Source organism: Duganella sp. CT11-25, from assembly GCF_047302815.1.
Lineage (GTDB): Bacteria > Pseudomonadota > Gammaproteobacteria > Burkholderiales > Burkholderiaceae_D > Rugamonas.
Map to the genome: position 1 here is coordinate 3,173,843 of NZ_JBKBFD010000001.1, position 24,889 is coordinate 3,198,731.

A 24,889-nucleotide genomic window follows, 5' to 3' on the forward strand; every position below is an offset into this window, starting at 1 on the left:
GCGAAATCGATAGACGTAAAAAAACCGCCGTCCCCCTATGAAAAAGGGGTCTGGCGGTTTTTGCCTGCTATTGCAGGTTTGTGTCTTGGTGCCGCTTGCCGGAATCGAACTGGCGACCTTTTCATTACGAATGAACTGCTCTACCAACTGAGCTAAAGCGGCGAAGTCGCACATTCTAACAAATATTTCTTGCTACACGCTAGTCCCAAAACGATAAATTTTGGCCATGATGCAAAAATGTCATTGCATTGTGCGATTTACAAACTTATTGACCAGCGTGGTAGCCCGTCACCACCGCCACTTCATCCCGCGATCCGAGGAACACCGGCACACGCTGGTGCAGCTTGTGCGGCTGGATGTCCATGATGCGATTCTGGCCGTCGGTGGCCGCGCCGCCCGCCTGCTCGACGATGAAGGCCATCGGGTTCGCTTCGTACATCAAACGCAGCTTGCCTGGCATCGAGGTGTCGCGCGTGTCGGCCGGGTACATGAAGATGCCGCCGCGGTTGAGGATGCGGTGCACGTCGGCGACCATCGAGGCGATCCAGCGCATGTTGAAGTTGGTGCCGCGCGGGCCGGTGTCGCCGGCCAGCAGTTCGCTGATGTAGCGCTGCACCGGCGGGTGCCAGTGGCGCTGGTTCGACATGTTGATCGCGAATTCCTTGGTGGTGGCCGGGATCTTGATGTCGCGCTGCGTGAGGACCCACGAGCCCATCTCGCGGTCCAGGGTAAAGCAGTTGACGCCGTTGCCGGTGGTGAGCACCAGCATGGTCTGCGGGCCGTACACGGCGTAGCCAGCGGCCACTTGCTTGGTGCCGGCTTGCATGAAGTCCGCTTCGGTCGGCTGGCCCATGCCTTCAGGCGCTTTCAGCACGGAGAAGATGGTGCCGATGGAGACGTTGACGTCGATGTTGGAGGAACCGTCCAGTGGGTCGAACAGCAGCATGTATTCGCCTTTTGGATAGCGGTTCGGGATCGGGTGGATCGACTCCATTTCTTCCGATGCCATCGCTGCCAGGTGGCCGCCCCATTCGTTCGCTTCGAGCAGGATTTCGTTGGAGATGATGTCCAGTTTTTTCTGCACTTCGCCCTGGATGTTTTCCGTGTCGGCGGTGCCGAGGACTTCGCCCAGTGCGCCCTTGCCTACCGAGTGGCTGATGGTTTTGCAGGCGCGTGCGACCACTTCGATCAGCAGGCGCAGTTCGGCCGGGATCGTGTTGTGCTGGCGTTGTTCTTCGACCAGGTATTGTGTGAGGCTGACGCGTTTCATGGGTTCCCTTGTGGTGGCATATAAATTTTTTGGGCTGGCGCTTGGCTCAGCATGGGTTCCCGCTTTCGCGGGAACGACGTTTAGTTGGCTAGGGCTTTGCTGACGACTTCAAGCACGTCATTCGACAGCTTGGCGTGAGCGGCGACTTTTTCCAGCGCTTGTTTCATCTTGGCTTGCAGCGCGGGCGCGTAACGACGCCAGCGGTCCATGCCGCGCGCGAGGCGGGCGGCGACTTGCGGGTTGATCGCGTCGAGCTTGATCACGTATTCGGCCCAGAAGTCGTAGGCGCTGCCGTTCGCGGCGTGGAACTGCGACGGATTGTTGCTGGTGAAGTTGAAGATCAGGCTGCGCGCGCGGTTCGGGTTCTTCAGCGTGAAGGCCGGATGCTGCATCAGCTTGCGCACCGCCGAGACATTGGTGGTCGGCGCGGCGGCCTGCATGGCGAACCATTTGTCGATGACCAGCGCTTCGCTTTCGAAGTCTTCGTAGAAGTTCTTCAGGTACGGGCCGGTTTCGGCGCCGCTGTGGATCATGGCGACCAATGCGGCCGAGCGGTCCGTCATGTTGCCGGCTTTTTCAAACTGCTGCTGCGCGAGCTTGAGTTCCGCCATGTCCGGCGCGACCATCAGGTACGACAGGCACAGGTTCTTCAACGCGCGCTTGCCGGCCGACAGTGCGTCCGGGCTGTAGGCGCCCGGCGTTTGATTGGCGTGGTATTGCTCGATCAATTCCTCTTTCAGCACGGCGCCGATGGTGCGGCGCATGAACTGGCGCGCGGTGTGGATCGCTTGCGGATCGACCACGTCCATCTGCTCGGCGATGATGGTTTCCGACGGCAGGATCAGCGCCAGTTCGCGGAAGGCCGCGTCCAGCGTTTCGTCGGTGAGCACGGCGCGCTGGGCGTTGATGAAGGTGGTGTCCAGTTTCAAGCCGGCGTCGCTGCCGCCCGCTGCCGCCACTTGCGCGGTCAGCTTGAGCAGGCGCTCCATCGCCAGGCGCTGGCCCGCTTCCCAGCGGTTGACCGGGTCGCTGTCATGGCTGAACAGGTGCAGCAGTTCGTCGTCGGTGTAGTCGTATTCGAGTACCACCGGCGCCGAGAAGTCGCGCAGGATCGATGGCGTCGGACGTTCGTCGACGTGGCGGAAGCGGAAGATCTGCTCTTGCTCGGTCAACTCCAGCACCACCGTGGTGGCGCCCTTTTCGTGCTTGCCGCCTTCCAGGTGCAGCGCCAGGTCCTTGCCGTTGGCGCCCAGCAGGCCGACCGCGACCGGGATGTGGAACGGCAGCTTGTCCTGCTGGCCGGCGCTCGGCGCGCAACGCTGGCTGAGGATGATGTCGAAGTTGCGCTTGACGGCGTCGTAGCGCGTGCGCGCGGTGACGACCGGCGTGCCGGCTTGCGAATACCAGCGCTCGAACTGGCGCAGGTCGCGGCCATTGGCATCGGCCATGGCGGCGCGGAAGTCGTCGCATTCGACCGCCTGGCCATCGTGGCGCTTGAAGTACAGGTCCATGCCTTTGCGGAAGCCGTCGCGGCCCACCAGCGTCTGGTACATGCGCACCACTTCGGCGCCTTTTTCGTACACGGTCACCGTGTAGAAGTTGTTGATCTCGACGAAGGAGTCGGGACGCACCGGGTGCGACATCGGGCCCGCGTCTTCGGGGAACTGCGCCTGGCGCAGCGTGCGCACCTGGTCGATGCGGGTGACGGCGCGGCCCGTGTCGGTGCCGATCATGTCGGCGCTGAATTCCTGGTCGCGGAACACGGTCAGGCCTTCCTTCAGCGACAGCTGGAACCAGTCGCGGCACGTGACGCGGTTGCCGGTCCAGTTGTGGAAGTATTCGTGGCCGACCACCGCTTCGATGCCGGCGTAGTCGATGTCGGTGGCGACGCGCGGGTTGGCCAGCACGAACTTGGTGTTGAAGATGTTGAGGCCCTTGTTTTCCATCGCGCCCATGTTGAAGTCGCCCACGGCGACGATCATGAAGCGGTCCAGGTCCAGCTCCAGGCCGAAGCGCTCTTCATCCCAGCGGATCGAGTTCTTCAGCGACTGCATGGCGTAGTCGGTCTTGTCGAGGTTGCCCTCTTCGACCCACACCTGCAGCAGCACTTCGCGGCCCGATTGCAGCGTGTAGCGCTCTTCCTGGCAGACCAGGCGCGCGGCGACCAGCGCAAACAGGTAGGATGGCTTCTTGAACGGGTCTTCCCATTTGGCGTAGTGGCGGCCGTCGTCCAGTGCCCCCTCTTCGATCAGGTTGCCGTTCGACAGCAGCACCGGGTACAGCGCCTTGTCGGCGCGCAGCATGACGGTGTACTTGGCCATCACGTCCGGGCGGTCCGGGAAGTAGGTGATGCGGCGGAAGCCTTCGGCCTCGCATTGCGTGAAGAAGTTGCCGTTCGAGACGTAGAGGCCGGACAGCGTGGTGTTCTCCACCGGTACGCACAGGGTTTCGATTTCCAGCACGACTTGCGCCGGCGCTTTCTTGATGGTCAGCGTGGCGTGGTCGAGCACGTATTCGCCCTTGGCCAGCAGCTTGCCGTTCATGCGCAGCTGGACCAGTTCGATTTCCTCGCCGTGCAGCACTATGTCGCGGCTCTTGGACGCCGGGTTCTGGCGCATGGTGATGCGGTTGGCGACGATGGTGCGTTCCGGATGCAGGTCGAAGCCCAGTTCAACGGTGTCAACGAGGAAGGCTGGAGGGGTGTAGTCTTTGCGGAATATCGTCTGTGGACTGCTGTCTGTGCGCATTGGGGGCTCTGGTGACGTAGGCAAAAGCCTATTTTACCAATACCAGCGGCCGGACGGATGCTTCAATTCCCTGCGGCAGGTCAGTAAAGTTGCTGGTTTCCACCTTGCCGTAACAATCTGTAATAATCATGCAATGTCCAGGTGTGCGTCATAAACTTAGCTCTGGAAAATACCGTCTTATCTGAAAGAGGTCATACCATGAAATATCTCGCCGTCTTGGCGACTGCCGCCATCGTGCTGTTGAGCGGCTGCGCCACCACCATTCATAGCGATGTCACTGCCTTCAACGACTGGCAGGGCGATATCCAGGACAAATCCTATGCCTTCGAAGCCCCGCAGGGCGCCGACGACACGCTGGAGTACCGCAACTATCAAGTGCTCGTGAGCAATGAACTGGGCAAGCTGGGCTTCCGCCAGGTGGCCGATAACCAGCAGCCGAAGTTGCTGGTCGGCATGAAATTCGTCACCATCGACCATCCGGTGCGCGTGCTGGAGAGCGATGATCCATTCATGGGACCGTATTGGGGTCCTGGCTACGGCCGCTATGGCTGGGGCTATTCGCGCTGGGGTTATCGTCCGTTCTTCTACGATCCGTATCGCTTCGGTCCGCCGTTGATGGTGCAGGAGCGCATCAAGCACCAGTATCAGCGCGAGCTGCGCGTGACCATCAACACCACCACCGGCCGCAAGCTGTATGACGTGACGGTGCAGAACACCAGCTCGGTGCAGGCCACGCCGCATGTGATGCCGGCGCTGGTGCAGAGCGCGTTCACGGGCTTCCCGGGCCAGAGCGGCGTGCCGCGCAAGATCGATATCAAGATCGAGCCTAAGACCGAGACCTACGAGGGTCCGCCGGCCAAGGTGGCGGGCGATGCGCCGGCCAAGGCCAACTGATGAAGAAATGCCGAGCACTGCTCGGCATTTTTCTTGGGGTTTCTAGATTTTGTCGTGCCGCTTGAGCCAGACCGGCATCAGCCACCAGAAGCACAGGATCAGCAGCGCCATGATGACCGCCATCACCATGCCGACCGTGGCGCCGAATACTTCAGAGATCACCAGGTCCGTCCCCAGCACCAGCGCGATCGCCAGCGAAAACGCCCCGGCGACGATTTGCCGCGTGGCGACCCGCTTGAAGCGCGCCCTGTCCTTCAGTGGCCGCATCACGCGGTGCTGGACCGCCGGCGCGCTGAGTAGCACCAGGGCGGCCAGCGCGAAGAAGAAGGTCGCGAGGAACAGCAGCTTCTCCGTGTGCACGATCTTGCCGAAACCTTCGTTGAACGGCAGGATGACCAGGAAGGCCGACAGCATCTGCGCGCCCGGCAGCAGGATGCGCATCTCGCTGAGCATGTCCGAGAAATCGCCGTCGCCGTCCTTTTCCTCGTCGCGATCCTGGTCCGGCAAGTCGTTCATGGCAGCAGGATCGACGAGCCTGTGGTCTTGCGTGCTTCGAGGTCGATGTGGGCCTGGGCGACGTCGGCCAGTGCATAGCGCTGGCGGATGTCGATCTTGACTTCCCCGCTGCTGACCACGCCGAACAGCGACTTGGCCGACGCTTCCAGTTCCTCGCGGGTGGACATATACGCCATCATCGACGGCCGCGTGATGAACAGCGAGCCGCGATTGGCCAGCTCGCTCAGGCTGAACGGCGGCACCGGCCCGGAGGCATTGCCGAAGCTGACCATGGTGCCGAGCGGCTTGAGGCAATCGAGCGAGCCGATGAAGGTGTCCTTGCCGATCGAGTCGTACACCGCCGACACGCCTTTGCCGCCGGTGATTTCCTTCACACGCTCGGTGAAGTTTTCCTTGTTGTAGTTGATGACGTGGTGCGCGCCGTTCTCGGTGGCCAGCGCCGCCTTCTCTTCCGAACCGACGGTGCCGATCAGGGTCACGCCCATCACCTTGGCCCACTGGCAGGCGATCAGGCCGACGCCGCCGGCTGCCGCGTGGAACAGAATGGTGTCGCCGGCCTTGAGCGGCACGGTGCGGTGGAACAGGTATTGCACCGTCAAGCCTTGCAGCATCATGGCGGCGGCGGTGTCGAAGCCGACCTTCTCCGGCAGCACCAGCAGCTGCGAGGCGGGCATGTTGCGCGCCTCGGCGTAGGCACCGATCGGGCGGCCGGCATAGGCCACGCGGTCGCCGACCTGCACTTCGGTCACGCCCTCGCCTATCGCCTCCACCACGCCGGCGCCTTCCATGCCCAAGGCGCCCGGCAGCGGCTGCGGGTACAGGCCGGTGCGGAAATACACGTCGATGAAGTTGAGGCCGATGGCGTGATGGCGCACTTGCGCCTCGCCCGGGCCGGGCGGCCCCAGCTCCACGTCCACCAATTCCATCACTTCCGGACCGCCGACGCGGCTCATGCGGATTGCCTTGACCATGATGACTGCCTCCGTTAAATCGTCAGATTGCTGCTTTGAGTTGGAGCTGCGACAGTACCAGATGTGCCGACGAGACGTTGGTGGCGCACGGCGTATTGTGCACGTCGCAGGCGCGCACCAGCGCGTTGATGTCCGGTTCGTGCGGCTGCGGCGTCATCGGGTCGCGCAGGAAGATCACGCAGTCGATCAAGCCTTCGACCAGCATCGAGCCGATCTGCAAATCGCCGCCGAACGGGCCTGAGTGCTTGCGGTCCACGGTCAGTCCCAGTTCGTTGGCCAGGCGGCCGCCGGTGGTGCCGGTGGCGACCAGCGTGCAACCGGCCAGGAAGGCCTTGTATTCACCGGCCAGCGCGATCATGTCGTCTTTTTTCTTATCGTGGGCAATCAGGGCAATGCGGAATTTCATGTCTTGATCCTATTTTTTAGACAGCAGATAGATCCCGGCCAGCACCAGCGCGGTGCCGCCCAACTGCCAGGAGGTGACAGGCTCGCCGAGCAGCAGCGCGCCTAAAAACAATGTTGAGACGGGGCCGATCATACCAGCCTGCGAGGCGGTGCCGGCGCCGATGCGCTCGACCGCGGCCATCGTCATAAACACCGGCATCACCGTGCACAGGATGCCGTTGACCAGCGACAGGCCGTACACCGGCAGCGGCTGTATCAGTCCGGAGGCGGGCCGCAGCAGGAAGAACTGGCCGATGCAGGCGGCGCTGGAGACGCACATGGCGTAGGACACCAGCCGCAGCGCGCCGAGGCGCTTGACCATTTCGCCGGACAGCAGCAGGTAGATGGCGTAGGCGGCGGCCGAGCCGGTGACCAGCGTGGCGCCGAGGGCGACGTTGCCGCCGCCGCTTTTCAGGTCGTGCAGGAAGACGAACACGATGCCGCAATAGGAAATCAGCAGCGCCAGCCACTGCTTGCGGCTGATGTGTTGCTTGAGCACGGTGGAGCTGATCAGCAGCACGAAGGTGGGCGTGAGGAACAGGATCAGCCGTTCCAGGCCGACCGAGATGTATTGCAGGCCGAGGAAGTCGAGGAAGCTGGAGAGGTAGTAGCCGACCAGCCCGAGTCCGATCAGGCGCCAGCGGTCCGACTTGGAGAGCGGCGCCTCGGTGCGCATCTTCCAGACCGCCACGGCGGCAAACACCGGCAGCGAGAAGATCATGCGGAAGGCGATCAGGGTGACGGCATCGATCTGGTAGCGGTACAGCAGCTTGGCGACAACGGCCTTGGTCGAGAAGAGAACCGCCCCGCCGATGGCGATTCCCAGGCCGCCGAGATAGGCGGCACGCGCCGGCGCGCTGTTTGTGATGCTTTTGTCCATAGGCAAATTGTATAGCCTAACGCCCAATGCCGCTTGGCAGCTCCGTTTTTTGGTTGCTATCCGCCCCGGAGCTCTTGCGTGGCTTTCGCAAGGTCCCTGGAAGGCGGCAGGCCGAATAAGCGGGCATATTCCCGGCTGAACTGATTCGGGCTTTCGTAGCCAACGCTGAACGCAATCGACGTCGCGCTGCCTTGGCCGGAGATCAGTTGCGACCGCGCATGGAGCAAACGGATGCGTTTTTGATATTGCAACGGACTCAACGCCGTTACCGCTTTGAAATGGCGATGGAATGCCGAAACGCTGAATGCCGCCATCTCAGCCAGTGCCTCCACCTTTATCGGCTGGGTAAAGTTGCGACGTATCCAGTTGATTGCGACACCGATACGTGAAAGTGCCGTGTCTGGCGATGCGATGTCTCGCAGCATCCAGCCGAGCGGCCCCTGAAGCACACGGAACAGTATCTCCCGCTCGTAGGCGGGAGCGAGCACCGCGATCTCGTCCGGCCGCTCGATTAGCCGGAGCATTCGGATCCATGCGTCGAGCAGCTCGCCATTGACCGGCGCAACCGAGAATCCGGAGCCGAACAGCGTGCTGCATACTTGCGCCGGCAAGTCGCGGATAAGCGCGGCGACGATCGCGGGATCGAGCGTCAAGCTGACAGCAAGATACGGTTCGCCTGTCGCTGCAGGATGAACGGCCCCAACGGCGGGGAGATCCACGGACATGACGAAGTAGGTCGCCGGATCATACTGAAAAGTGCGGTCCCCGACCGTCATCGTCTTTGATCCCGTCAGGATCAGGTTGACCATTGGATCGTAGACGGCGGCAAGCAGGTGCTCCGGGATCTCCCCCTGGACCATTGCGACACGTGGGATGCCCGTTTCGGTGCGCCGATTCTCGGCCCCTGCGGCCAGTGCTCTCAGTTCTTGCATTTGCTGTTCCATGCTTCGACACTAACAGGGGCCATCCAGGGATGCAACGGGAAAGTAGGAATAGGCAAGCTTTGAGGAGGATCGGGTGAGTGCGTGGCAGTCGGCGGTCCTATCATCGCTCTCACTACACACCCCGGAGGAATTGAATGAAGATTGTGATCGTGACAGGAAGCAGTCGCGGCCTCGGCGCCAGCACCGCGCTCGAATGCGCCAAGCGCGGGATGGGGGTGGTCGTCACTTACAACCGCAATCCGGAAAAGGCGGAAGCGGTCGTGAAGTCCATCGCCGAGATGGGTGAAAAGGCGGTCGCCTTGAAGCTTGACGTCGGCAACAGCCAATCGTTCCCCGATTTCCGCAATGCGTTGTCTACACAGCTTAACGCCATCTGGGGCAGGGAAACATTCGACTTCCTGGTCAACAACGCCGGATACGGGCTTTATGCGCCGATCCCTGATGTGACCGAGGAACAGTTCGACGGCCTGTTCAACGTCCACCTCAAGGGGCCGTTTTTCCTGACCCAGACGCTGCTGCCGCTCATCGAAGCTGGCGGCCACGTGGTCAACGTCGCCAGCGCGACCAGCCGCGTTGCCACCGCGGGCGTCGCGCCTTATGCCGCCTTCAAGGGCGGCCTGGAGGTTCTCACGCGCTATATGGCCAAGGAATTCGGCGCGCGCCGAATTCGGGCGAACTCGATCGCTCCCGGCGCGATCCGCACGGAGCTGGGCGGCGGATTGAGTGAGGAATTCGAGGCCATACTTGCTGATCAGACGGTGCTCGGCCGGGTGGGTGAACCGGAAGAGGTCGGTGGCGTCATCGCCAGTTTACTGTCCGAAGAGAACCGCTGGATCAATGCCCAGAACATCGAAGTGGCGGGCGGCTACGCCATCTGAATAAAGGAGAAAGCACCATGCTCGATCACGTCTTCCTAAGCGTCAGCGATATCAATCGCTCTATCGCCTTCTATGAAAAGGCGCTTGCACCGCTTGGCATCACCCATGCGATTGACTACGACGGCCGGCAAGGCCCCGCCGGCCACCCCGATCTCAAGGGGTTCGGCGCGAACGGCCGCGTGTTTTTCTGGCTGCGCGACGGAACCGTAGAAGGCCGCGCCGCACACGTGGGTTTCATCGCGGATAACAAGCGCGCGGTCGAAGCGGCCTTTGCGGCGGCAATGGCCGCAGGCGCCACCGAAATCCATCCGCCCGGACCGCAGCTTCACTATGACCCGCGCTATTACGCGGCGCAGGTTCGCGACCCGGATGGCTACAGCCTCGAATTCGTCTACAAGGAATGGCAGCACTAACATGAAGAAACTGATGATTTATGGCGCGGCCGGCTACACCGGCCGCATGGCGGCGGAGTGCGCCGCAGCGGCAGGCACGCCGCTCATCCTTGCTGGACGTAACGAGGCGACGCTCGTACCAATCGCCGCCAGCCTCGGCGTGGAGTACCGCGTCTTCGCGCTGGAAGACATCGCAGCGATTGATCGGTCACTGGGCGACGTCGATGTCTTCCTCAATTGCGCAGGTCCGTTCGCAAGGACCGCCGATGTCCTGATGAGAGCCTGTATTCGCCATGGCGTCCATTATCTTGACGTCGCCGCGGAACTTGACAGCTATCGCCTGGCCGAAGTGCTCGACGCCGAGGCCAGGGCTGCAGGTGTGATGCTTCTGCCGGGCAGCGGTGGCAGCGTGGCGATGCTCGGTTGTCTTGCCGGACACGCCGTTGCGAGGACAAGAAATCCATCGAGCATCCGTGTGGCCATGCATGTATCGGGAGGTTTGTCGCGAGGTTCTGCCGTCAGCGCCATGGGGAGCGTCACCGCCGAAACGCTGGCGCGCACCGCCGGAGCCCTCGTTGCGCGGCCGCCCGGAGCCATCCGAAAACTCGACTTTGGCAAGGGTGCGGTCGACTGCTTTCAGGTGACGCTTCCCGATCTGATGACGATCTGGCGGTCAACGGGCGTTCCTGAGATTGAGACGTTCGTCCACGTGACCGGCGACGGATTTCCTCAAGGTGATCTCTCGGCGCTTCCGGATGGACCAAGCGAGCAAGAACGGCTGGCCCATCGTTATCAGGCTGTCGCCGAGGTCACCAGTTCCGACGGCGGTGTCGTCCGCTCGGTACTCGACACGGTCAACGGCTACACGTTCACCGCGACCGCTGCCGCCGAAGCCGGCCGGCGCGTTCTCGCCGGCGAGCGCCGTCCGGGCTTCCAGACGCCTGCGATGCTCTTCGGCAACGGGTTTGCCGAGACCATCGCCGACACCACGATCGTCGATGCCTGAGGAACGGCCCGTGAAAAAGCTCGTCAATAAATTCATACGGCTCGCCAATGCCTTTGACATCGAAGGCACGTTGGCCCTTTTCACGCCCGATGCGGTCATCGATGACGTTTCGGTTGGCAGTGCCTTCATCGGCACCGAAGGTATTCGTCGCTACCTCGAACAGTTCTTCGTCGGTTACAAGACCGCCAGCAAGCTGCTGTCGCTGGAGCAAGCGCACGACTTGGTGGCGCTCGTTCGCCTTGATTTCACCGGCACTTTTGGCCACGAGATCGGGTCTCTCAAAATCCAGGCCAACGCTGCCGGTCTGATCGAACGCATCGACGCTGATCTCGAATAACGATCACAGAAAACAATTATCGGCGCCTGCAAGGGTGCCGATGCCGGGACTGGCTTCATTTCGCAAGCCGCCGGAACAGCAAAGGAAATGCTTATGACCATGTCACCATCACTCGCCAACGAGGCCGCAGACAAGCTTGCGGTCATCGATGCGCTCTATCGTTTCGCCGCTGGCATCGATCTCCGCGACAAGAACCTCCTGTCGTCCGCACTCGCAGAAGAAGCCGTATCGGACTTTCGCCCGGCCGCCGCCAAAGCCGGGTTTGAATATCCGGTGATTGAGGGCAGGGACTTTATCGTTGCCGCCCTTGCGGCCTCTCTCGCGACGCTGGATACGACCCACTCCGTCACCAACCCACGTGTCACCATCGACGGCGACACGGCGCGCCTGGATGCACTCGTGGAAGCGCAGCATGTCCCACGAGACGATCCTGCTCGCCACTATCTGATGAAGAACCGCTACGATGTTGAGCTGGCAAGAAGGCACGACGTCTGGGTCATCACGCGGACCACGGTCGACAACGTCTGGCGTTCTGGAGACCCGGCTGTTCTTTCGGTCGTATAGCGATGGCCCCTAGCTGATCGCTACCGCTGGCGTGCCGGCGGTGACGGTCGCCGTGGCGACGCGCGCCACTATCGTCGCCGGCGCGCTGGTGCCGACCAGCTTGTTGACTTGCTTGAACTGCGCCACCAGCTTGCCCGGGGTGAGCGTGACCAGCGTGTAGCCCTGCGCGTCCGTGTTCAGATGCTTGAGCCATGGGTTGTTGCCCAGCGCCGATAGCTGCTGCGCCAGGCCCAGCAGGCTGGTGTTGAAGTCGCTGCTGGCTTGCAGGCCGGCCAGCACCGCGCCCACCGTCGCTTCCAGTTGCGCCTCCGGCACGCCTTTCGCCGCCAGCCCGCCGCGCAGTTGCACCCGGGTCTGCTCCAGCAGGCTCGCCACGGTCGGCGCGGCCTTGCCCATCGTGTAGTCCAGCAGGTTGAAGCTCAGGTTCACCGTGCCCAGTCCCGTCACCGGGATCGCCAGCGGGTAGGACACCAGCGTGCCGATATCGCCCAGCGCGGCCGCCGCATCGCGCAGGTAGCTGAAGAACGAGTCCGAACTGATACCCGCCGATACCAGGTCCACCATCACCGGCGTGCCGCCGTTGGCCGCGTCGAAGTCGTCGCTGACCGTGCCGGCAAAGAAGGAGTGGATGTCGCCGGTGATCGCCACCACGTTGCCGACGTTGTTCGACTTCAGGTGCGACATCAGCGCCTTGCGCTCGCTGTTGTAGCCATCCCACTGGTCGCAGTTGAGCAGGAAGCGCGCGAAGAACGGCGCCAGCGCCGCCTTCTTGCCCGACGCCGCCACAAACACCGATTCCGCCTTGTTGGTCTGCACCTCCGGCTTGATGTAGCCGAAGGCGATGGTCTGCGCCGCCGTCCCGGCCAGGATGGCCGGCGTCGCCGCCACGATCCCGCTGGCCGCGACATACACCGCGCTGAACACGGTCGCCGCCAGCCCCGCCTGCGCCGTCGTCAGGCCGGCGGCAACACCGGCCGCCGTCATCGCCACCACCGAACCCTGGCTGCTGGAGTATGCCTGCTGGATCGCCACGCCGGCCGGCTGCGCAGCCGTGGCCGGGGCGCCGGCCGTCACCGCCGCCACGATCGCTCCGGCCAGCTGGAAGTTGTTGCCGATCGCCGACGCCGTCGAGATCACCGATGCCGCCAGCGATGGAATCGCATTCAGCGCGATCAGGGCGGCGATCGCGTCGCTGCCGTTGAGGCCCATGCGCAGCAACGATACCTCGTTGCCCCACAATTTCCAGGTCGACGTGGCGGCCTTCATCTTGTCCATCCACCACTGGCGCTGGTCGTTGCCCAGCATGGTCACGGTGGTCAGCGGCGGCAGCGAGATCGCCGTGGCGCCGGCCATCTTCTGCGCTTCCACCGAATTGAACAGGTCCTGCGGCACCAGATAGCGCGAGCCGATGCGGCCCAGCGGCTGGCCGGTGGCCGGGTTGACCGCCGATTCCGGGATCACGTGGTCGGCGCGGTACAGGCGCTCGTCGGTCATCACCAGCTGCATCAGCTTCCCGAACTGGAAATCGCGGTAGATCTTGATGTTCTGGAAGGTGGCGTTCGCGCTGTCGAGCGAGACGTCGGCCGGCATGTATTCAAACCACGCCTGGTTGGCGTTGCGGCGGCGGCCCGTCTGGTGCAGGTCCGAGCCGTCGGCGTTGAACGAGCCGTCGTAGGTCTGCGCATCCTGCCACGCATCGTCCGAAAACTCGTGGTCGTCCCAGATGGCGATGAAGGCGAAGCGCTCGTGCAGCGCCTGCAGGCGCGCGTCGGTGCGGTATTTTTTATACAAGTAGCGGTAGTCGGCCAGCGTGGTGGCGTACCTGGCGCCCGCATTGCCGCTCTTGAAGGCGCCGTCCGGCAGCGCCAGCGCGTCGTGGCGCGACTCGACCGCGCCGAGCTGGAAGTCCTCGCCCACGGTCTCGTAGATGTAATCGCCCAGGTGGACGATGAAGTCCAGGTTCTCGCCGGCGATGGACGACATCGCGCCCCAGTGGTTGACGCTCCAGTCCTGGCAGGTCATATAGACGAACTGCAGCTGCGAGACGTCGGCGTCGGCGGCCGGCGCGGTTTTGCAGCGGCCGACGTTGGAGCGCGTGTCGCCGGCGACGAACTGGTAGTAATAGACGGTGCCGGCCGACAGGCCGGTCACCTTGTGGCGCACCGTGTTGTCGTACTGCGCCTGCAGCGGCAGCTTGACGTCGACCACGGTGGCGCCGCTGAGCGCCGTGTTGCCGCCCAGCGCCTTGCTGTTGTCGGCGGCCGTGACGATCAGGCGGATGGCGCTGTCGGCGGCCGACGGCGCGGCGGCGACGTTGTCGGCGGACGACGGCACGGCGCGGGTCCACAGCAGGACGCTGTCGGCGCGCGGATCGCCGGAGGCCACGCTCTGCGGGAACTTCCAGGCGCCGCTGGCCAGCGGCAGGTCGGCGGCGCCGGCCGGCGAGCTGCTGCCGCCGCAGGCGCTCAGGCCCGCGCCCGAAGCCACCGATACCGTGATAAAGCTGCCGAATTTGAGAAACTGCCTTCTGTCCATGTCCGCTCCAAGCCGCGATGATGTTAAAAAATAAATGTTATCATCCGCATGTGACAGCATCCCTACAAAAAATGGAGCGCGCCCTCTAGCGGAGGCGCGAAGATCGAGGCGGCCTGAGCGCCGAGGGGCCGGCGGTTTTTGACGCCCCTCTTATGCTAAAATACCGCCCTCACCGCATACCACTGACTACAAACAAAACCGCGCCGAAGGAAGACCGAACATGGCTGGACACAGCAAATGGGCCAACATCAAGCACAAAAAAGCTGCAACCGACGCTAAACGTGGCAAGATCTGGACCCGTCTGATCAAGGAAATCACCGTTGCCGCACGCATGGGCGGCGGCGACATCCAGACCAATCCGCGCCTGCGACTGGCCGTGGACAAGGCTGCCGACGCCAATATGCCGAAAGATAACGTCCAGCGCGCGATCACCCGCGGCACCGGCGGCGAAGACGGCGCGGCCTACGAGGAAGTCCGCTACGAGGGCTACGGCATCGGCGGCGCGGCCATCATCGTCGACTGCATGACCGACAACCGCGTGCGCACGGTGGCCGAAGTCCGCAACGCGTTCAACAAAAACGGCGGCAACATGGGCAACGAGGGCTCGGTGGCCTTCATGTTCAAGCACTGCGGCCAGTTCCTGTTCGCCCCCGGCACCAATGAGGACGCGCTGATGGAAGTGGCGCTCGAAGCCGGCGCCGAAGACGTCGTGGCCGATGAAGAAGGCGGCTTCGAAGTGCTCTGCGGCCCGCACGATTTCGCCACCGTCAAGGATGCGCTGGAAGCGGCCGGCTTCAAGGCCGAAGTGGCCGAGATCATCATGAAACCGGATACCGAAACCGTCATCACCGGCGACAACGCCGTCAAGATGCAAAAACTGCTGGACGCGTTGGAAGCGCTGGACGATGTCCAGGAAGTCTATTCCAACACGCTGATCGAAGACTGAGGGATTATGAAAATATTGGTAGTCGGCTCCGGCGGCCGTGAGCATGCGCTGGCTTGGAAACTGGCGCAATCGGAACGCATCCAGATGGTGTACGTCGCTCCTGGCAACGGCGGCACCGCGCGCGACGCGCGCCTGGTCAACGTCAACATCACGGACCTGCACGAACTGGCGAACTTCGTCGAGAGCGAGAACATCGGACTGACCGTGGTCGGCCCGGAGACGCCGCTCGCCGGCGGCATCGTCAACCTGTTCCGCGCCCGTGGCCTGAAGGTGTTCGGCCCGACCAGGGAAGCGGCGCAGCTGGAGTCGTCGAAGGACTTCGCCAAGGCCTTCATGCAGCGCCACGGCATCCCGACCGCCAAGTACCAGACCTTCTCGGACGTGGCGCAAGCGCACGCCTACATCGACGCCAACGGCGCGCCGATCGTCATCAAGGCCGACGGCCTGGCCGCCGGCAAGGGGGTGGTGGTGGCGATGTCGCTGGAAGAAGCGCACCGCGCGGTCGACGACATGCTGGCCGATAACCGCTTCGGCGACGCCGGCGCCCGCATCGTCATCGAGGAATTCCTGGCCGGCGAGGAAGCCAGCTTCATCGTCATGTGCGACGGCAAGAACATCCTGCCGCTGGCCACCAGCCAGGACCACAAGCGCCTCAAGGACAACGACGAAGGCCCGAACACCGGCGGCATGGGCGCGTACTCCCCTGCTCCGATCGTCACGCCGGCGATGCACGCCCGCGTGATGCGCGAGATCATCAACCCGACCATCGCCGGCATGGCCAAGGACGGCATCGTCTTCACCGGCTTCCTGTACGCCGGCCTGATGATCGACGCCCAGGGCAATCCGCGCACCCTGGAATTCAACTGCCGCATGGGCGATCCTGAGACGCAGCCGATCATGTCGCGCCTGAAGACCGACCTGGTGGCAGTGATGGAACACGCCGTCAACGGCACCCTGGACCAGATCGAACTGGAATGGGACCGCCGCACCGCCGTCGGCGTGGTGCTGGCAGCGGCCGGCTACCCGGACGCGCCGCTGAAAGGCGCCGCGATCGACGGCATCCCGGCCGAAACGCCGGAATCGGTGACCTTCCACGCCGGCACCGCCGACGTCGGCGGCCAGCTGCAGGTGACCGGCGGCCGCGTGCTGTGCGTGGTCGGCCTGGGCGACAGCATCAAGATCGCCCAGAAGACGGCTTATGAAGTGGTCGACCAGATCTCGTTCGACGGCATGCAGTGCCGCCGCGATATCGGCTGGCGCGGCCTGAAACACTGATCCATGTCGCAAGCGCCGAATCCCGCCACCGTTAAAGCCTACCTGCTCGATCTGCAAGATCGCATCGTGCAGGCGCTGGAGGCCGTCGACGGCAAGCCGTTCCTGCGCGATGCGTGGGACCGCGCCGAAGGCGGCGGCGGGATTTCGCGCCTGGTCGAGGAAGGCAACGTCATCGAGCGTGGCGGCGTCAATTTTTCGCACGTGATGGGCGCCAGGCTGCCGCCGTCGGCGTCGGCGCACCGCCCCGACCTGGGCGGCAAGCCCTGGGAAGCGATGGGCGTGTCGCTGGTGATCCATCCGCGCAATCCGTACGCGCCGACGGTGCACATGAACGTGCGCTTCTTCACCACGACCACGGCCGACGGCCAGCCGGCGTGGTGGTTCGGCGGCGGCATGGACCTGACGCCGTACTACGGCAACGTGGACGACGCCAGGCATTTCCACCGCACCTGCCATGACGCCCTCGCCCCGTTCGGCGCGGACCTGCATGGCCGGTTCAAGAAATGGTGCGACGAGTATTTTTACCTGAAACACCGCCAGGAAGCGCGCGGCGTCGGCGGCATCTTCTTCGATGACTACAACGACGCCGGCTTCGAGCAAAGTTTCGCCATGATGCAAAGCGTGGGCGATTCCTTCCTGGCCGCGTACCTGCCGATCCTGAAGCAGCGCAAGGACACGCCTTACGGCGAGCGCGAACGCGACTTCCAGGCCTACCGGCGCGGCCGCTACGTCGAATTCAATCTTGTCTTCGACCGCGGTACGCTGTTCGGCCTGCAATCGGGCGGACGTACCGAGGCGATCCTGATGTCGATGCCGCCGATCGTCAAATGGCGCTATCGCTGGGAGCCTGAAGCGGGCAGCCCGGAAGCGGCGCTGTACTCCGACTTCCTGCCGCATCGCGACTGGCTGACCGAGTGACCGACGTGAACTATCGCGTCGCACTGCTGGGAGGCAGCTACGATCCGGTGCATCACGGTCACATCGCTTTAGGCGCCTATTTTGCGCAACTGCTGCAGGTAGACCAGTTGCGCGTGATCCCGACCGGCCTGCCCTGGCAGAAATCGACGCTGAAAGCGACGCCGCAGCAGCGCGCCGACATGGTGGCGCTGGCCTTCGCCGGCCAGCCGTTCAGCGTCATGGTCGACATGCAGGAAATCGACCGCGCCGCCCAGGGCCTGGCCACCTACACGATCGACACGCTGCGCCAGGTGCGCGCCGAGCTGGGGCCGTCGGCCTCCATCGCCTTCCTGATGGGCGCCGACCAGCTGCAGCGGCTCGACACCTGGAACGAATGGCAGGCGCTGTTCGACTACGCCCATATCTGCGTAGCGGCCCGCCCTGGCTTCAGCATCGACAGCGCCGGCTTGCCGGCCGCCGTCGAACAGGCGTTTTCCAGCCGACTGGGAACGCCGCAACAAATCCGTAACACGCCGCACGGTCTGACTTATCTGGCACAAGACTTCGCGGTGGATATTTCCGCCACCCAAATACGTGCGGCATTACAACGGGGGGATAGCGCAAACTCGCTTATCCCGCCGCTAGTGCTAGACTATATTGAACAACATAATCTATACAAAAGCTAAATGGACATCAAAAAACTGCAATCCCTCGTCGTTGACGCCCTCGAAGACGTCAAGGCCCAAGATATCGCCCTGTTCGATACCACCCACCTGACCAGCCTGTTCGACCGCATCGCCATCGCGTCCGGCACCTCGAACCGCCAGACCAAGGCGCTGGCCGCCTCGGTGCGCGACAAGGTCAAGGCCGCCGGCGGCGACGTCTACGGCATGGAAGGCGAGGACACCGGTGAATGGGTGCTGGTCGACCTGGGCGACATGATCGTCCACATCATGCAGGCGCCGATCCGCGCCTACTACCGACTGGAAGAGATCTGGGGCGACAAGCCGGTCAAGATGGGCGCCGCCAAGCGCAAATCGACCAAGGAAGGCGAGGAAGCCGACGTGCCGAAGAAGGTCAGCAGCCACCTGGCCGCCGGCAAGAAAGCCGTCGACGCGTCGCCGGTGATCGAGAAAAAGACCCCGGCCCGCAAAGCCGCCGCGGCCAAACCGGCCGCGGTGAAGAAGCCGGCCGCCAAGAAGGCAGCCGCCGTCCCGGCCGGCAAGACCATCAAGGTCGGCAAGACCAAGTCGGCCGTCGCCGCCGCCGAAGTGCTGAAAGCCCTGCCACCGAAGCGCAAGGCCGCCAAGCCTAAGGCGGACGAAGCCCCGGTCAAGACCGTCATCAAGCGCATCAAAAAAGTCGAAGAGTAAAGCCGTATGCAGCTGATTATCGCTGCGGTCGGCCACAAGATGCCGGCCTGGATAGAGACAGGCTTCGCCGAATACGCGAAGCGCATGCCGCCGGAACTGAAGATCGTGCTGAAGGAAATCAAGCCGGTCGACCGTTCGGGCAGCAAGACCGCCGCCACCGCGATGGCGCTCGAACGCGAGCGCATCGAGGCGGCGCTGCCGAAATCCGTGCGCATCATCGCCCTCGACGAGCGCGGCAAGGACCTGACCTCGGTTGGCCTGTCGCAGCAGCTGGAAGCCTGGCAGCAGGACGGCCGCGACACCGCCTTCCTGATCGGCGGCGCCGACGGCCTCGATCCGGAGCTGAAAGCGCGCGCCGAAGGCCTGATACGCATTTCCAGCATGACGCTGCCACATGGTATGGTGCGGGTGATGCTGGCCGAGCAGCTGTATCGCGCCTGGTCGATTACGCAGAACCACCCGTACCACCGCGTTTAAAAGAGAACGGTCATCCATGAAACCGGTCGACAAAAAGATCTACCTCGCCTCCAAGAGCCCGCGCCGGCGTGAACTGCTGCGCCAGGTGGGCATCGATTTCGAGCTGCTGCTGCTGCGCAGCGACGGCCCGCGCGGCCCCGACGTCACCGAAGAAGTCCTGCCCGGCGAAGCGCCGCTCGACTACGTGGCCCGCGTGGCGCGTGAAAAAGCCGCCTTCGCGGCCGACCTGGTGGTCAAGCGCCGCATGGCGCCGCGCGCCGTGCTGTCGGCCGACACCACCGTCACCATCGACGGCGCCATCCTCGGCAAGCCGGCCAACGCCGCCGAAGCCATCGCCATGCTGCAAAAGCTCTCCGGCCGCACCCACCAGGTGCTGACCGCGATCGCGGTGCAGTCGGCCGACTTCACCGGCGCGATCACGCAGGTGTCGGACGTGCGCTTCGGCGTGCTGTCGCCGGCCGCCATCGCCGCCTACTGCGCCACCGCCGAGCCCTACGACAAGGCCGGCGGCTACGGCATCCAGGGCCCGGCGGCGCAGTTCATCGAACACATCGCCGGCAGCCATTCCGGCATCATGGGCCTGCCGGTGTACGAAACCGTCCAGCTGCTGCGCCAAGCGGGTTTGCCGCTACCCTGAGCGGCGTGTATGATCGACGTTCAACCACCAGACGCTAAAGAAGCCGGCGAATTCCACTTTGACCGGCCTTAGAGACAAATGAACGAAGACATCCTGATCAACATCACCCCGCAGGAAACCCGGGTCGCCCTGATACTGCAAGGCGCCGTCCAGGAACTCCACATCGAACGCACGCTGACGCGCGGCCTGGCCGGCAACGTCTACTCCGGCAAGGTGGTGCGGGTGCTGCCCGGCATGCAGTCGGCCTTCATCGACATCGGCCTGGAACGCGCCGCCTTCCTGCACGTGGCCGACATCTGGGAAGCCCGCCCGCACGACGGCGGCCAGAACGCCGTGCCGACGCCGATCGAGAAGATCCTGTTCGACGGCCAGGTGCTGACGGTGCAGGTGATCAAGGACCCGATCGGCACCAAGGGCGCGCGCTTGTCGACGCAGATCTCGATCGCCGGCCGCATGCTGGTCTACCTGCCGCAGGACGCCCACATCGGCATCTCGCAAAAAATCGAAAAGGAAGCGGAGCGCGAAGCGCTGCGCGCGCGGCTGCAAAGCCTGCTGCCGGCCGATGAAAAAGGCGGCTACATCGTCCGCACGCAGGCCGAGGAAGCCTCCGACTCCGACATCGCCGCCGACGTCGAATACCTGCGCAAGACCTGGAGCGCGATCACCAACGGCGCCCGCACCAAGCCCGCCACCACGCTGCTGCACCAGGACTTGAGCCTGGCCCAGCGCGTGCTGCGCGACTTCGTGCACGACGACACCGCCACCATCCAGGTCGACTCGCGCGAGAACTACCTGAACCTGCAGGAGTTCGGCCAGGCCTACACGCCGGGCGTGCTGTCACGCCTGCAGCACTACACCGGCGAGCGTCCGCTGTTCGACCTGTACGGTGTCGAGGAAGAGATCCTGCGCGCGCTGGGCCGCCGCGTCGACCTGAAATCCGGCGGCTACCTGATCGTCGACCAGACCGAGGCCATGACCACCATCGACGTCAACACCGGCGGCTTTGTCGGCGGGCGCAATTTCGCCGACACGATCTTCAAGACCAACCTGGAGGCGGCGCACGCCATCGCGCGCCAGCTGCGGCTGCGCAACCTGGGCGGCATCATCATCCTCGACTTCATCGACATGGAAAACACCGAGCACCGCAACGCGGTGCTGCAGGAGTTGAAGAAGACCTTGTCGCGCGACCGCACCAAGGTCTCGGTGTCCGGCTTCTCGGCCTTGGGGCTGGTGGAGATGACGCGCAAGCGCACCCGCGAATCGCTGGCGCACATCCTGTGCGAACCCTGCCCGGCCTGCGCCGGCAAGGGCCAGGTGAAAACCTCGCGCACCATCTGCTACGAAATCCTGCGCGAACTGCTGCGCGAAGCCAAGCAGTTCAACCCGCGCGAATTCCGCATCCTCGCCTCGCAGGAAGTGGTCGACATGTTCCTCGAAGAGGAGTCGCAGCACCTGGCGATGCTGGGCGATTTCATCGGCAAGAAAATCTCCCTGCAGGTTGAAACCGCCTACCACCAGGAACAGTACGACGTGATCTTGATGTAGTGCTCACGTCGCAGCGGATCGCGAGAACGAGGCGGCGATCGCGCAGTTAATTCATTGAATCCTGCGCCTGGGCCAGGCTCTTCGGCAACCGGGCCACCACCTTGATCTCGAACTGGAAGCCGTACAGCCAGGTGACGCCCACCGCCGTCACGTTCGGGAACGGCGCCTCGCCCCAATACTCCGGCACCACCTGCCAGACTTGCTCGAAGATCTGCTCGGGGTTCACCATGAAGACGGTGACGTCGACCACGTCGTCGAAGCTGCAGCCGGCGGCGGCCAGGACCGCGTTCAGGTTCTCGAACGCGCGCCTCACCTGCGCTTTCAGTTCCGGTTCCGGCGAGCCGTCCTCGCGGCTGCCGACCTGGCCGGACACGAACAGCAGGCCGTCGGCGCGCACTGCGGGCGAATAGCGGTTTTTTTCATACAGCGCCTGACGGCCCGCCGGAAAAACCACATCACGTGTTGCCATGTTCAACTCCCTCGAAGTTTTAAGATGGAGCCAGTCTAATTGCATTTGAATTGAAGATAAATCGCAGAAACAGCCCATCACTGTTTGTATAATCCAAACAATTTATCGATGCTTGGAGGGCGACATGGACCGGTTTGATGCGATGACGGCGTTTGTCCGGGTGGTGGAAGCCGGCAGCTTCACCAGGGCGGCAGAGACGCTCAATGTCAGCCGCACCAGCGTGACGCAACTGGTGCAGCAGCTCGAGGCGCGACTGCGCGTCAAACTGCTCAACCGCACCACGCGCAAGGTCAACGTGACGGCCGACGGTGCAGCGTATTACGAGCGCGCGATCCGCCTGCTGGCCGATCTCGACGATATCGAATCGGGCTTGTCCCATGCGTCGGCGCAGCCCAAGGGCAAGCTCAAGGTGGATGTGCCTAGTCCTTTGGCGCGCATGATACTGATGCCGGCGCTGCCGGCGTTCCATGCCCGATATCCCGAGCTGCAGATCGACATGGGCGTCAGCGACCGCACGATCGACTTGATCGGGGAAAGCGTCGATTGCGTGGTCCGTGGCGGCGAACTCAGCGACCAGTCGCTCAAGGCCCGGCACGTCGGCGACCTGCAGCTCGGCCTGTATGCGGCGCCTGCCTATCTGGCGCGCACAACTGTGCCGTCCCATCCGCGCGAGCTGGAGGGCGACGAGCACCGCATCGTCGGCTTTTTATGGGGGCGAACCGGAAAGACCTATCCGGTGGTGGTGCACCGGGATGGCGACACGCTGACCATACACGGCCAATACGTGGTCGCGGTCGACGACGGCAATGCGTACCTGGCGGCCGGCCTGGCTGGCATGGGCGTGCTGTGGTTGCCGCGGTATATGGCGAAGCAGCACGTGGCCAGCGGCGAACTGCTGCCGCTGCTGGAAGACTGGCGTCTCGATCCGATGCCGCTGCACGTGGCGTATCCGCAGAACCGCTATGCCAGCACCAGGCTGCGCGTGTTTATCGACTGGGTGGCCGAGCTCATGCAGGAACATGCGCCCATCGCTATCCATTCCAGAACGGAATAAGACATATCTCCGCCGGCTGCCTACCCCCTGCCGGCACGGGTAACTATTATCGACAGGTAGCAAACAGTTTCGTCCAGCTAACTGGCGCCGGGAATGCCCCGCCGTCCTGCTTCGACGAACCGCCTCTGTCTTTAACTTATCCAAAGGAATCACTATGTCTCGCTTACAAGGAAAAATCGCTGTTGTCACCGGTGGCAGCAGCGGCATCGGCCTGGCGACCGCCCAACGCTTCGTCAAGGAAGGCGCCTATGTCTTCATTACCGGCCGCCGCCAGACGGAGCTGGACAAGGCCGTCGAACTGATCGGCAGCAACGTCACCGCCGTGCAGGGCGACGTCGCCAGCCTGGAGGACCTGGACCGGCTGTTCGGCATCGTCAAGCAGCAGAAGGGCCGCATCGATGTGCTGGTCGCCAACTCCGGCATCGTCGAACAGGTCCCGCTCGAGGAAATCAGTGCCGCGCATTACGACCGTACCTACGGCATCAACGCGCGCGGCCTGCTGTTCACGGTGCAGAAATCGCTGCCGCTGTTCGACCGGGGCGGGTCGATCATCCTGATCGGATCGATCGCCTCGTACATGGGCTTCCCGAACCACAGCACCTACAGCGCCACCAAGGCCGCCGTGCGTTCGTATGCGCGCACCTGGACCTCGGAGTTCAAGGACCGCGGCATCCGCGTCAACAACATCAGCCCCGGCCCGGTCGATACGCCGATCATCGACGGCCAGGCCGACAGCAAGGAAGGCGCGGACAAGCTGCGCGATTTCTTCAAGTCGGTGATACCGCTTGGCCGCATGGGACGTGCCGACGAAATCGCTTCCGCCGCGCTGTTCCTGGCGTCGGACGAGAGCAGTTTCGTCGCCGGCATCGACCTGAGCGTGGACGGCGGCATGGGCGCGGTCTGATATCGGCGACAATGCGGGATCGATTTCGCGGAGGAGGATTAAATGGATAGGCTGTCGGCGATGGAAACCTTTGTCTGCGTGGTCGAATCCGGGTCCTTTTCCGCCGCGGCGCGCCGGCTCAATATCGGCCAGCCCGCCGTGTCGAAAGCGATCGCCCAGCTGGAGGAATACCTGGGCATCCAGCTGCTCCTGCGCTCCACGCGCGGCTTGATGCCCACCGAAGCGGGGCAAGGCTATTACGAAGGCGCGCTGCGCGCGATCAGCGAGACCAATCAAGCGGAACTGGACGCGCGCGGCGCCAGTTCCGGCTTGACTGGGCGGTTGAAAATCTGCGCGGCCGTGACGTTCGCCCGCATCCACATCATTCCCCACATCGACCGGTTCCTGGCGCAAAACCCGGGACTCACCATCGATATCGTCCTCGACGACAGGAACATCGACCTGCTGGAAAACGGCATCGACGTCGCTTTGCGCATGGGGACGTTGAGCGACTCCACCATGACGGCAAAAAAACTCGCGCAGAGCCAGCGGGTGGTGCTGGCAACGCCGGCCTACTTCGCGCTGCGCGGCGAACCCGCGACGCCGGAAGACCTTGCCGCGCACGAAGCGGTCGTCTATGGACGCGCCGGAGGGGGCGCGGTATGGTCTTTCCGCCAGGACGATGCCGAAGTCGCGATTGCGGTCGGCGGCAGGATCAAAGTGTCGGCTGGCGAAGGCGTCCGGGCCGCGGTGCTGGCGAACATGGGTCTGGCGATCGCCTCCCGATGGATGTTCGCGCCAGAGCTGGCCAACGGCTCCGTGCGCGAAGTGCTGACGGAATGGCGCCTGGACCCGATCGATCTGTGGGCCGTGTACCCCGCAGGCAGGAAGGCAAGCGCGAAAGCGCGCGCCTTCACCGCGTTCGTGGAATCGATCATGGCCGACTCACACTAGC

26 protein-coding genes and 1 tRNA gene are annotated in these 24,889 nt (G+C 63.5%); 17 read left to right on the forward strand and 10 right to left on the reverse strand.

Translation table 11 applies throughout. The features are described from left to right. Positions 1-86: 86 nt before the first annotated feature. The 3 genes from ACEN9F_RS13590 to pepN form a co-directional block, all read right to left on the reverse strand. Positions 87-162: transfer RNA gene (locus tag ACEN9F_RS13590), tRNA-Thr, on the reverse strand. 103 nt (positions 163-265) lie between these two features. After that, on the reverse strand, positions 266-1,270 hold the full coding sequence (locus tag ACEN9F_RS13595; protein ID WP_413420550.1) for a class 1 fructose-bisphosphatase: 1,005 nt from the start codon (positions 1,268-1,270) through the stop codon (positions 266-268). Between the two features lie 80 nt (positions 1,271-1,350). Continuing rightward, complete coding sequence (pepN, locus tag ACEN9F_RS13600; RefSeq protein WP_413420551.1) at positions 1,351-4,017, reverse strand: aminopeptidase N; 2,667 nt, start codon at positions 4,015-4,017, stop codon at positions 1,351-1,353. A 198-nt stretch (positions 4,018-4,215) separates the two neighbouring features. Between pepN and ACEN9F_RS13605 the strand changes: the two genes are divergently transcribed. Continuing rightward, a complete protein-coding gene (locus tag ACEN9F_RS13605) occupies positions 4,216-4,911 on the forward strand; it encodes a DUF4136 domain-containing protein (RefSeq protein WP_413420552.1) in 696 nt (231 codons plus the stop codon). A 42-nt stretch (positions 4,912-4,953) separates the two neighbouring features. Here ACEN9F_RS13605 and ACEN9F_RS13610 read toward each other — a convergent pair whose 3' ends face one another. The 5 genes from ACEN9F_RS13610 to ACEN9F_RS13630 are packed head-to-tail and all read right to left on the reverse strand — an operon-like array spanning position 4,954 to position 8,666. Continuing rightward, complete coding sequence (locus ACEN9F_RS13610; protein ID WP_413420553.1) at positions 4,954-5,427, reverse strand: DUF6328 family protein; 474 nt, start codon at positions 5,425-5,427, stop codon at positions 4,954-4,956. Continuing rightward, positions 5,424-6,398, reverse strand: a complete 975-nt coding sequence (locus ACEN9F_RS13615; RefSeq protein ID WP_413420554.1) for a quinone oxidoreductase family protein — start codon at positions 6,396-6,398, stop codon at positions 5,424-5,426. Before ACEN9F_RS13615 ends, ACEN9F_RS13610 begins: the two co-directional genes overlap by 4 nt. Before the next feature lie 22 nt (positions 6,399-6,420). Beyond that, entirely contained in the window at positions 6,421-6,804 is a 384-nt protein-coding gene (locus ACEN9F_RS13620; RefSeq protein ID WP_413420556.1) for a methylglyoxal synthase, read from the reverse strand. Between the two features lie 9 nt (positions 6,805-6,813). Then, the gene (locus ACEN9F_RS13625) at positions 6,814-7,722 is read right to left on the reverse strand and encodes a DMT family transporter (RefSeq protein WP_413420557.1); all 909 of its coding nucleotides are present in this window, start codon (positions 7,720-7,722) and stop codon (positions 6,814-6,816) included. A 56-nt stretch (positions 7,723-7,778) separates the two neighbouring features. Further along, positions 7,779-8,666, reverse strand: a complete 888-nt coding sequence (locus ACEN9F_RS13630; protein WP_413420558.1) for an AraC family transcriptional regulator N-terminal domain-containing protein — start codon at positions 8,664-8,666, stop codon at positions 7,779-7,781. A 134-nt stretch (positions 8,667-8,800) separates the two neighbouring features. On the opposite strand from ACEN9F_RS13630, the gene ACEN9F_RS13635 reads away from it, so the two are divergent. The 5 genes from ACEN9F_RS13635 (at position 8,801) to ACEN9F_RS13655 (ending at position 11,843) form a co-directional block, all read left to right on the forward strand. Continuing rightward, on the forward strand, positions 8,801-9,544 hold the full coding sequence (locus tag ACEN9F_RS13635) for an SDR family NAD(P)-dependent oxidoreductase (RefSeq protein WP_413420559.1): 744 nt from the start codon (positions 8,801-8,803) through the stop codon (positions 9,542-9,544). 17 nt (positions 9,545-9,561) lie between these two features. Further along, complete coding sequence (locus ACEN9F_RS13640) at positions 9,562-9,957, forward strand: VOC family protein (RefSeq protein ID WP_413420560.1); 396 nt, start codon at positions 9,562-9,564, stop codon at positions 9,955-9,957. A 1-nt stretch (position 9,958) separates the two neighbouring features. Beyond that, on the forward strand, positions 9,959-10,942 hold the full coding sequence (locus tag ACEN9F_RS13645) for a saccharopine dehydrogenase family protein (RefSeq protein WP_413420561.1): 984 nt from the start codon (positions 9,959-9,961) through the stop codon (positions 10,940-10,942). A gap of 10 nt (positions 10,943-10,952) precedes the next feature. After that, positions 10,953-11,279: a nuclear transport factor 2 family protein gene (locus ACEN9F_RS13650; protein ID WP_413420562.1), complete on the forward strand. Its 327-nt coding sequence runs from the start codon at positions 10,953-10,955 to the stop codon at positions 11,277-11,279. A 93-nt stretch (positions 11,280-11,372) separates the two neighbouring features. Further along, positions 11,373-11,843 (forward strand): nuclear transport factor 2 family protein, encoded by a 471-nt coding sequence (locus tag ACEN9F_RS13655; protein WP_413420563.1) that lies wholly within the window; start codon positions 11,373-11,375, stop codon positions 11,841-11,843. Positions 11,844-11,852: 9 nt separating this feature from the next. Here the strand turns inward: ACEN9F_RS13655 and ACEN9F_RS13660 are convergent, their stop codons facing one another. Continuing rightward, entirely contained in the window at positions 11,853-14,378 is a 2,526-nt protein-coding gene (locus tag ACEN9F_RS13660) for an alkaline phosphatase D family protein (RefSeq protein ID WP_413420564.1), read from the reverse strand. 220 nt (positions 14,379-14,598) lie between these two features. On the opposite strand from ACEN9F_RS13660, the gene ACEN9F_RS13665 reads away from it, so the two are divergent. From ACEN9F_RS13665 to rng, 8 genes are all read left to right on the forward strand, one after another. Continuing rightward, the gene (locus tag ACEN9F_RS13665; protein WP_413420565.1) at positions 14,599-15,324 is read left to right on the forward strand and encodes a YebC/PmpR family DNA-binding transcriptional regulator; all 726 of its coding nucleotides are present in this window, start codon (positions 14,599-14,601) and stop codon (positions 15,322-15,324) included. A gap of 6 nt (positions 15,325-15,330) precedes the next feature. Beyond that, positions 15,331-16,599 (forward strand): phosphoribosylamine--glycine ligase, encoded by a 1,269-nt coding sequence (purD, locus tag ACEN9F_RS13670; protein WP_413420566.1) that lies wholly within the window; start codon positions 15,331-15,333, stop codon positions 16,597-16,599. A gap of 3 nt (positions 16,600-16,602) precedes the next feature. Next, positions 16,603-17,517, forward strand: coding sequence for an oxygen-dependent coproporphyrinogen oxidase (hemF, locus tag ACEN9F_RS13675; RefSeq protein ID WP_413420567.1), 915 nt, complete (start codon positions 16,603-16,605; stop codon positions 17,515-17,517). Positions 17,518-17,522: 5 nt separating this feature from the next. After that, on the forward strand, positions 17,523-18,182 hold the full coding sequence (locus ACEN9F_RS13680) for a nicotinate-nucleotide adenylyltransferase (protein ID WP_413427056.1): 660 nt from the start codon (positions 17,523-17,525) through the stop codon (positions 18,180-18,182). After that, positions 18,183-18,869 carry a ribosome silencing factor gene (gene rsfS / locus ACEN9F_RS13685; RefSeq protein ID WP_413420568.1) on the forward strand — a complete coding sequence of 229 codons (687 nt, stop codon included), beginning with the start codon at positions 18,183-18,185 and terminating at the stop codon, positions 18,867-18,869. Positions 18,870-18,875: 6 nt separating this feature from the next. Next, a complete protein-coding gene (gene rlmH, locus ACEN9F_RS13690) occupies positions 18,876-19,346 on the forward strand; it encodes a 23S rRNA (pseudouridine(1915)-N(3))-methyltransferase RlmH (protein WP_008451768.1) in 471 nt (156 codons plus the stop codon). A 16-nt stretch (positions 19,347-19,362) separates the two neighbouring features. Continuing rightward, positions 19,363-19,983, forward strand: coding sequence for a Maf family protein (locus ACEN9F_RS13695; protein ID WP_413420569.1), 621 nt, complete (start codon positions 19,363-19,365; stop codon positions 19,981-19,983). 78 nt (positions 19,984-20,061) lie between these two features. Further along, entirely contained in the window at positions 20,062-21,528 is a 1,467-nt protein-coding gene (rng, locus tag ACEN9F_RS13700; RefSeq protein ID WP_413420570.1) for a ribonuclease G, read from the forward strand. A gap of 46 nt (positions 21,529-21,574) precedes the next feature. On the opposite strand, the gene ACEN9F_RS13705 is transcribed toward rng, so the two are convergent. Next, positions 21,575-21,997, reverse strand: coding sequence for a RidA family protein (locus ACEN9F_RS13705; protein ID WP_413420571.1), 423 nt, complete (start codon positions 21,995-21,997; stop codon positions 21,575-21,577). Between the two features lie 124 nt (positions 21,998-22,121). Between ACEN9F_RS13705 and ACEN9F_RS13710 the strand changes: the two genes are divergently transcribed. The 3 genes from ACEN9F_RS13710 (at position 22,122) to ACEN9F_RS13720 (ending at position 24,888) form a co-directional block, all read left to right on the forward strand. Continuing rightward, a complete protein-coding gene (locus ACEN9F_RS13710) occupies positions 22,122-23,051 on the forward strand; it encodes a LysR substrate-binding domain-containing protein (protein ID WP_413420572.1) in 930 nt (309 codons plus the stop codon). 154 nt (positions 23,052-23,205) lie between these two features. Next, positions 23,206-23,955 carry an SDR family NAD(P)-dependent oxidoreductase gene (locus ACEN9F_RS13715; RefSeq protein ID WP_413420573.1) on the forward strand — a complete coding sequence of 250 codons (750 nt, stop codon included), beginning with the start codon at positions 23,206-23,208 and terminating at the stop codon, positions 23,953-23,955. Positions 23,956-23,997: 42 nt separating this feature from the next. After that, entirely contained in the window at positions 23,998-24,888 is an 891-nt protein-coding gene (locus tag ACEN9F_RS13720; protein ID WP_413420574.1) for a LysR family transcriptional regulator, read from the forward strand. Position 24,889 lies beyond the last annotated feature (1 nt).

Coding starts and splice junctions, on each gene's coding strand:
- ACEN9F_RS13595 (WP_413420550.1), bottom strand. CDS start 1,270: ATGAAACGCGTCAGCCTCACACAATACCTGGTCGAAGAACAACGCCAG.
- pepN (WP_413420551.1), bottom strand. CDS start 4,017: ATGCGCACAGACAGCAGTCCACAGACGATATTCCGCAAAGACTACACC.
- ACEN9F_RS13605 (WP_413420552.1), top strand. CDS start 4,216: ATGAAATATCTCGCCGTCTTGGCGACTGCCGCCATCGTGCTGTTGAGC.
- ACEN9F_RS13610 (WP_413420553.1), bottom strand. CDS start 5,427: ATGAACGACTTGCCGGACCAGGATCGCGACGAGGAAAAGGACGGCGAC.
- ACEN9F_RS13615 (WP_413420554.1), bottom strand. CDS start 6,398: ATGGTCAAGGCAATCCGCATGAGCCGCGTCGGCGGTCCGGAAGTGATG.
- ACEN9F_RS13620 (WP_413420556.1), bottom strand. CDS start 6,804: ATGAAATTCCGCATTGCCCTGATTGCCCACGATAAGAAAAAAGACGAC.
- ACEN9F_RS13625 (WP_413420557.1), bottom strand. CDS start 7,722: ATGGACAAAAGCATCACAAACAGCGCGCCGGCGCGTGCCGCCTATCTC.
- ACEN9F_RS13630 (WP_413420558.1), bottom strand. CDS start 8,666: ATGGAACAGCAAATGCAAGAACTGAGAGCACTGGCCGCAGGGGCCGAG.
- ACEN9F_RS13635 (WP_413420559.1), top strand. CDS start 8,801: ATGAAGATTGTGATCGTGACAGGAAGCAGTCGCGGCCTCGGCGCCAGC.
- ACEN9F_RS13640 (WP_413420560.1), top strand. CDS start 9,562: ATGCTCGATCACGTCTTCCTAAGCGTCAGCGATATCAATCGCTCTATC.
- ACEN9F_RS13645 (WP_413420561.1), top strand. CDS start 9,959: ATGAAGAAACTGATGATTTATGGCGCGGCCGGCTACACCGGCCGCATG.
- ACEN9F_RS13655 (WP_413420563.1), top strand. CDS start 11,373: ATGACCATGTCACCATCACTCGCCAACGAGGCCGCAGACAAGCTTGCG.
- ACEN9F_RS13660 (WP_413420564.1), bottom strand. CDS start 14,378: ATGGACAGAAGGCAGTTTCTCAAATTCGGCAGCTTTATCACGGTATCG.
- ACEN9F_RS13665 (WP_413420565.1), top strand. CDS start 14,599: ATGGCTGGACACAGCAAATGGGCCAACATCAAGCACAAAAAAGCTGCA.
- purD (WP_413420566.1), top strand. CDS start 15,331: ATGAAAATATTGGTAGTCGGCTCCGGCGGCCGTGAGCATGCGCTGGCT.
- hemF (WP_413420567.1), top strand. CDS start 16,603: ATGTCGCAAGCGCCGAATCCCGCCACCGTTAAAGCCTACCTGCTCGAT.
- rsfS (WP_413420568.1), top strand. CDS start 18,183: ATGGACATCAAAAAACTGCAATCCCTCGTCGTTGACGCCCTCGAAGAC.
- rlmH (WP_008451768.1), top strand. CDS start 18,876: ATGCAGCTGATTATCGCTGCGGTCGGCCACAAGATGCCGGCCTGGATA.
- ACEN9F_RS13695 (WP_413420569.1), top strand. CDS start 19,363: ATGAAACCGGTCGACAAAAAGATCTACCTCGCCTCCAAGAGCCCGCGC.
- rng (WP_413420570.1), top strand. CDS start 20,062: ATGAACGAAGACATCCTGATCAACATCACCCCGCAGGAAACCCGGGTC.
- ACEN9F_RS13705 (WP_413420571.1), bottom strand. CDS start 21,997: ATGGCAACACGTGATGTGGTTTTTCCGGCGGGCCGTCAGGCGCTGTAT.
- ACEN9F_RS13710 (WP_413420572.1), top strand. CDS start 22,122: ATGGACCGGTTTGATGCGATGACGGCGTTTGTCCGGGTGGTGGAAGCC.
- ACEN9F_RS13715 (WP_413420573.1), top strand. CDS start 23,206: ATGTCTCGCTTACAAGGAAAAATCGCTGTTGTCACCGGTGGCAGCAGC.
- ACEN9F_RS13720 (WP_413420574.1), top strand. CDS start 23,998: ATGGATAGGCTGTCGGCGATGGAAACCTTTGTCTGCGTGGTCGAATCC.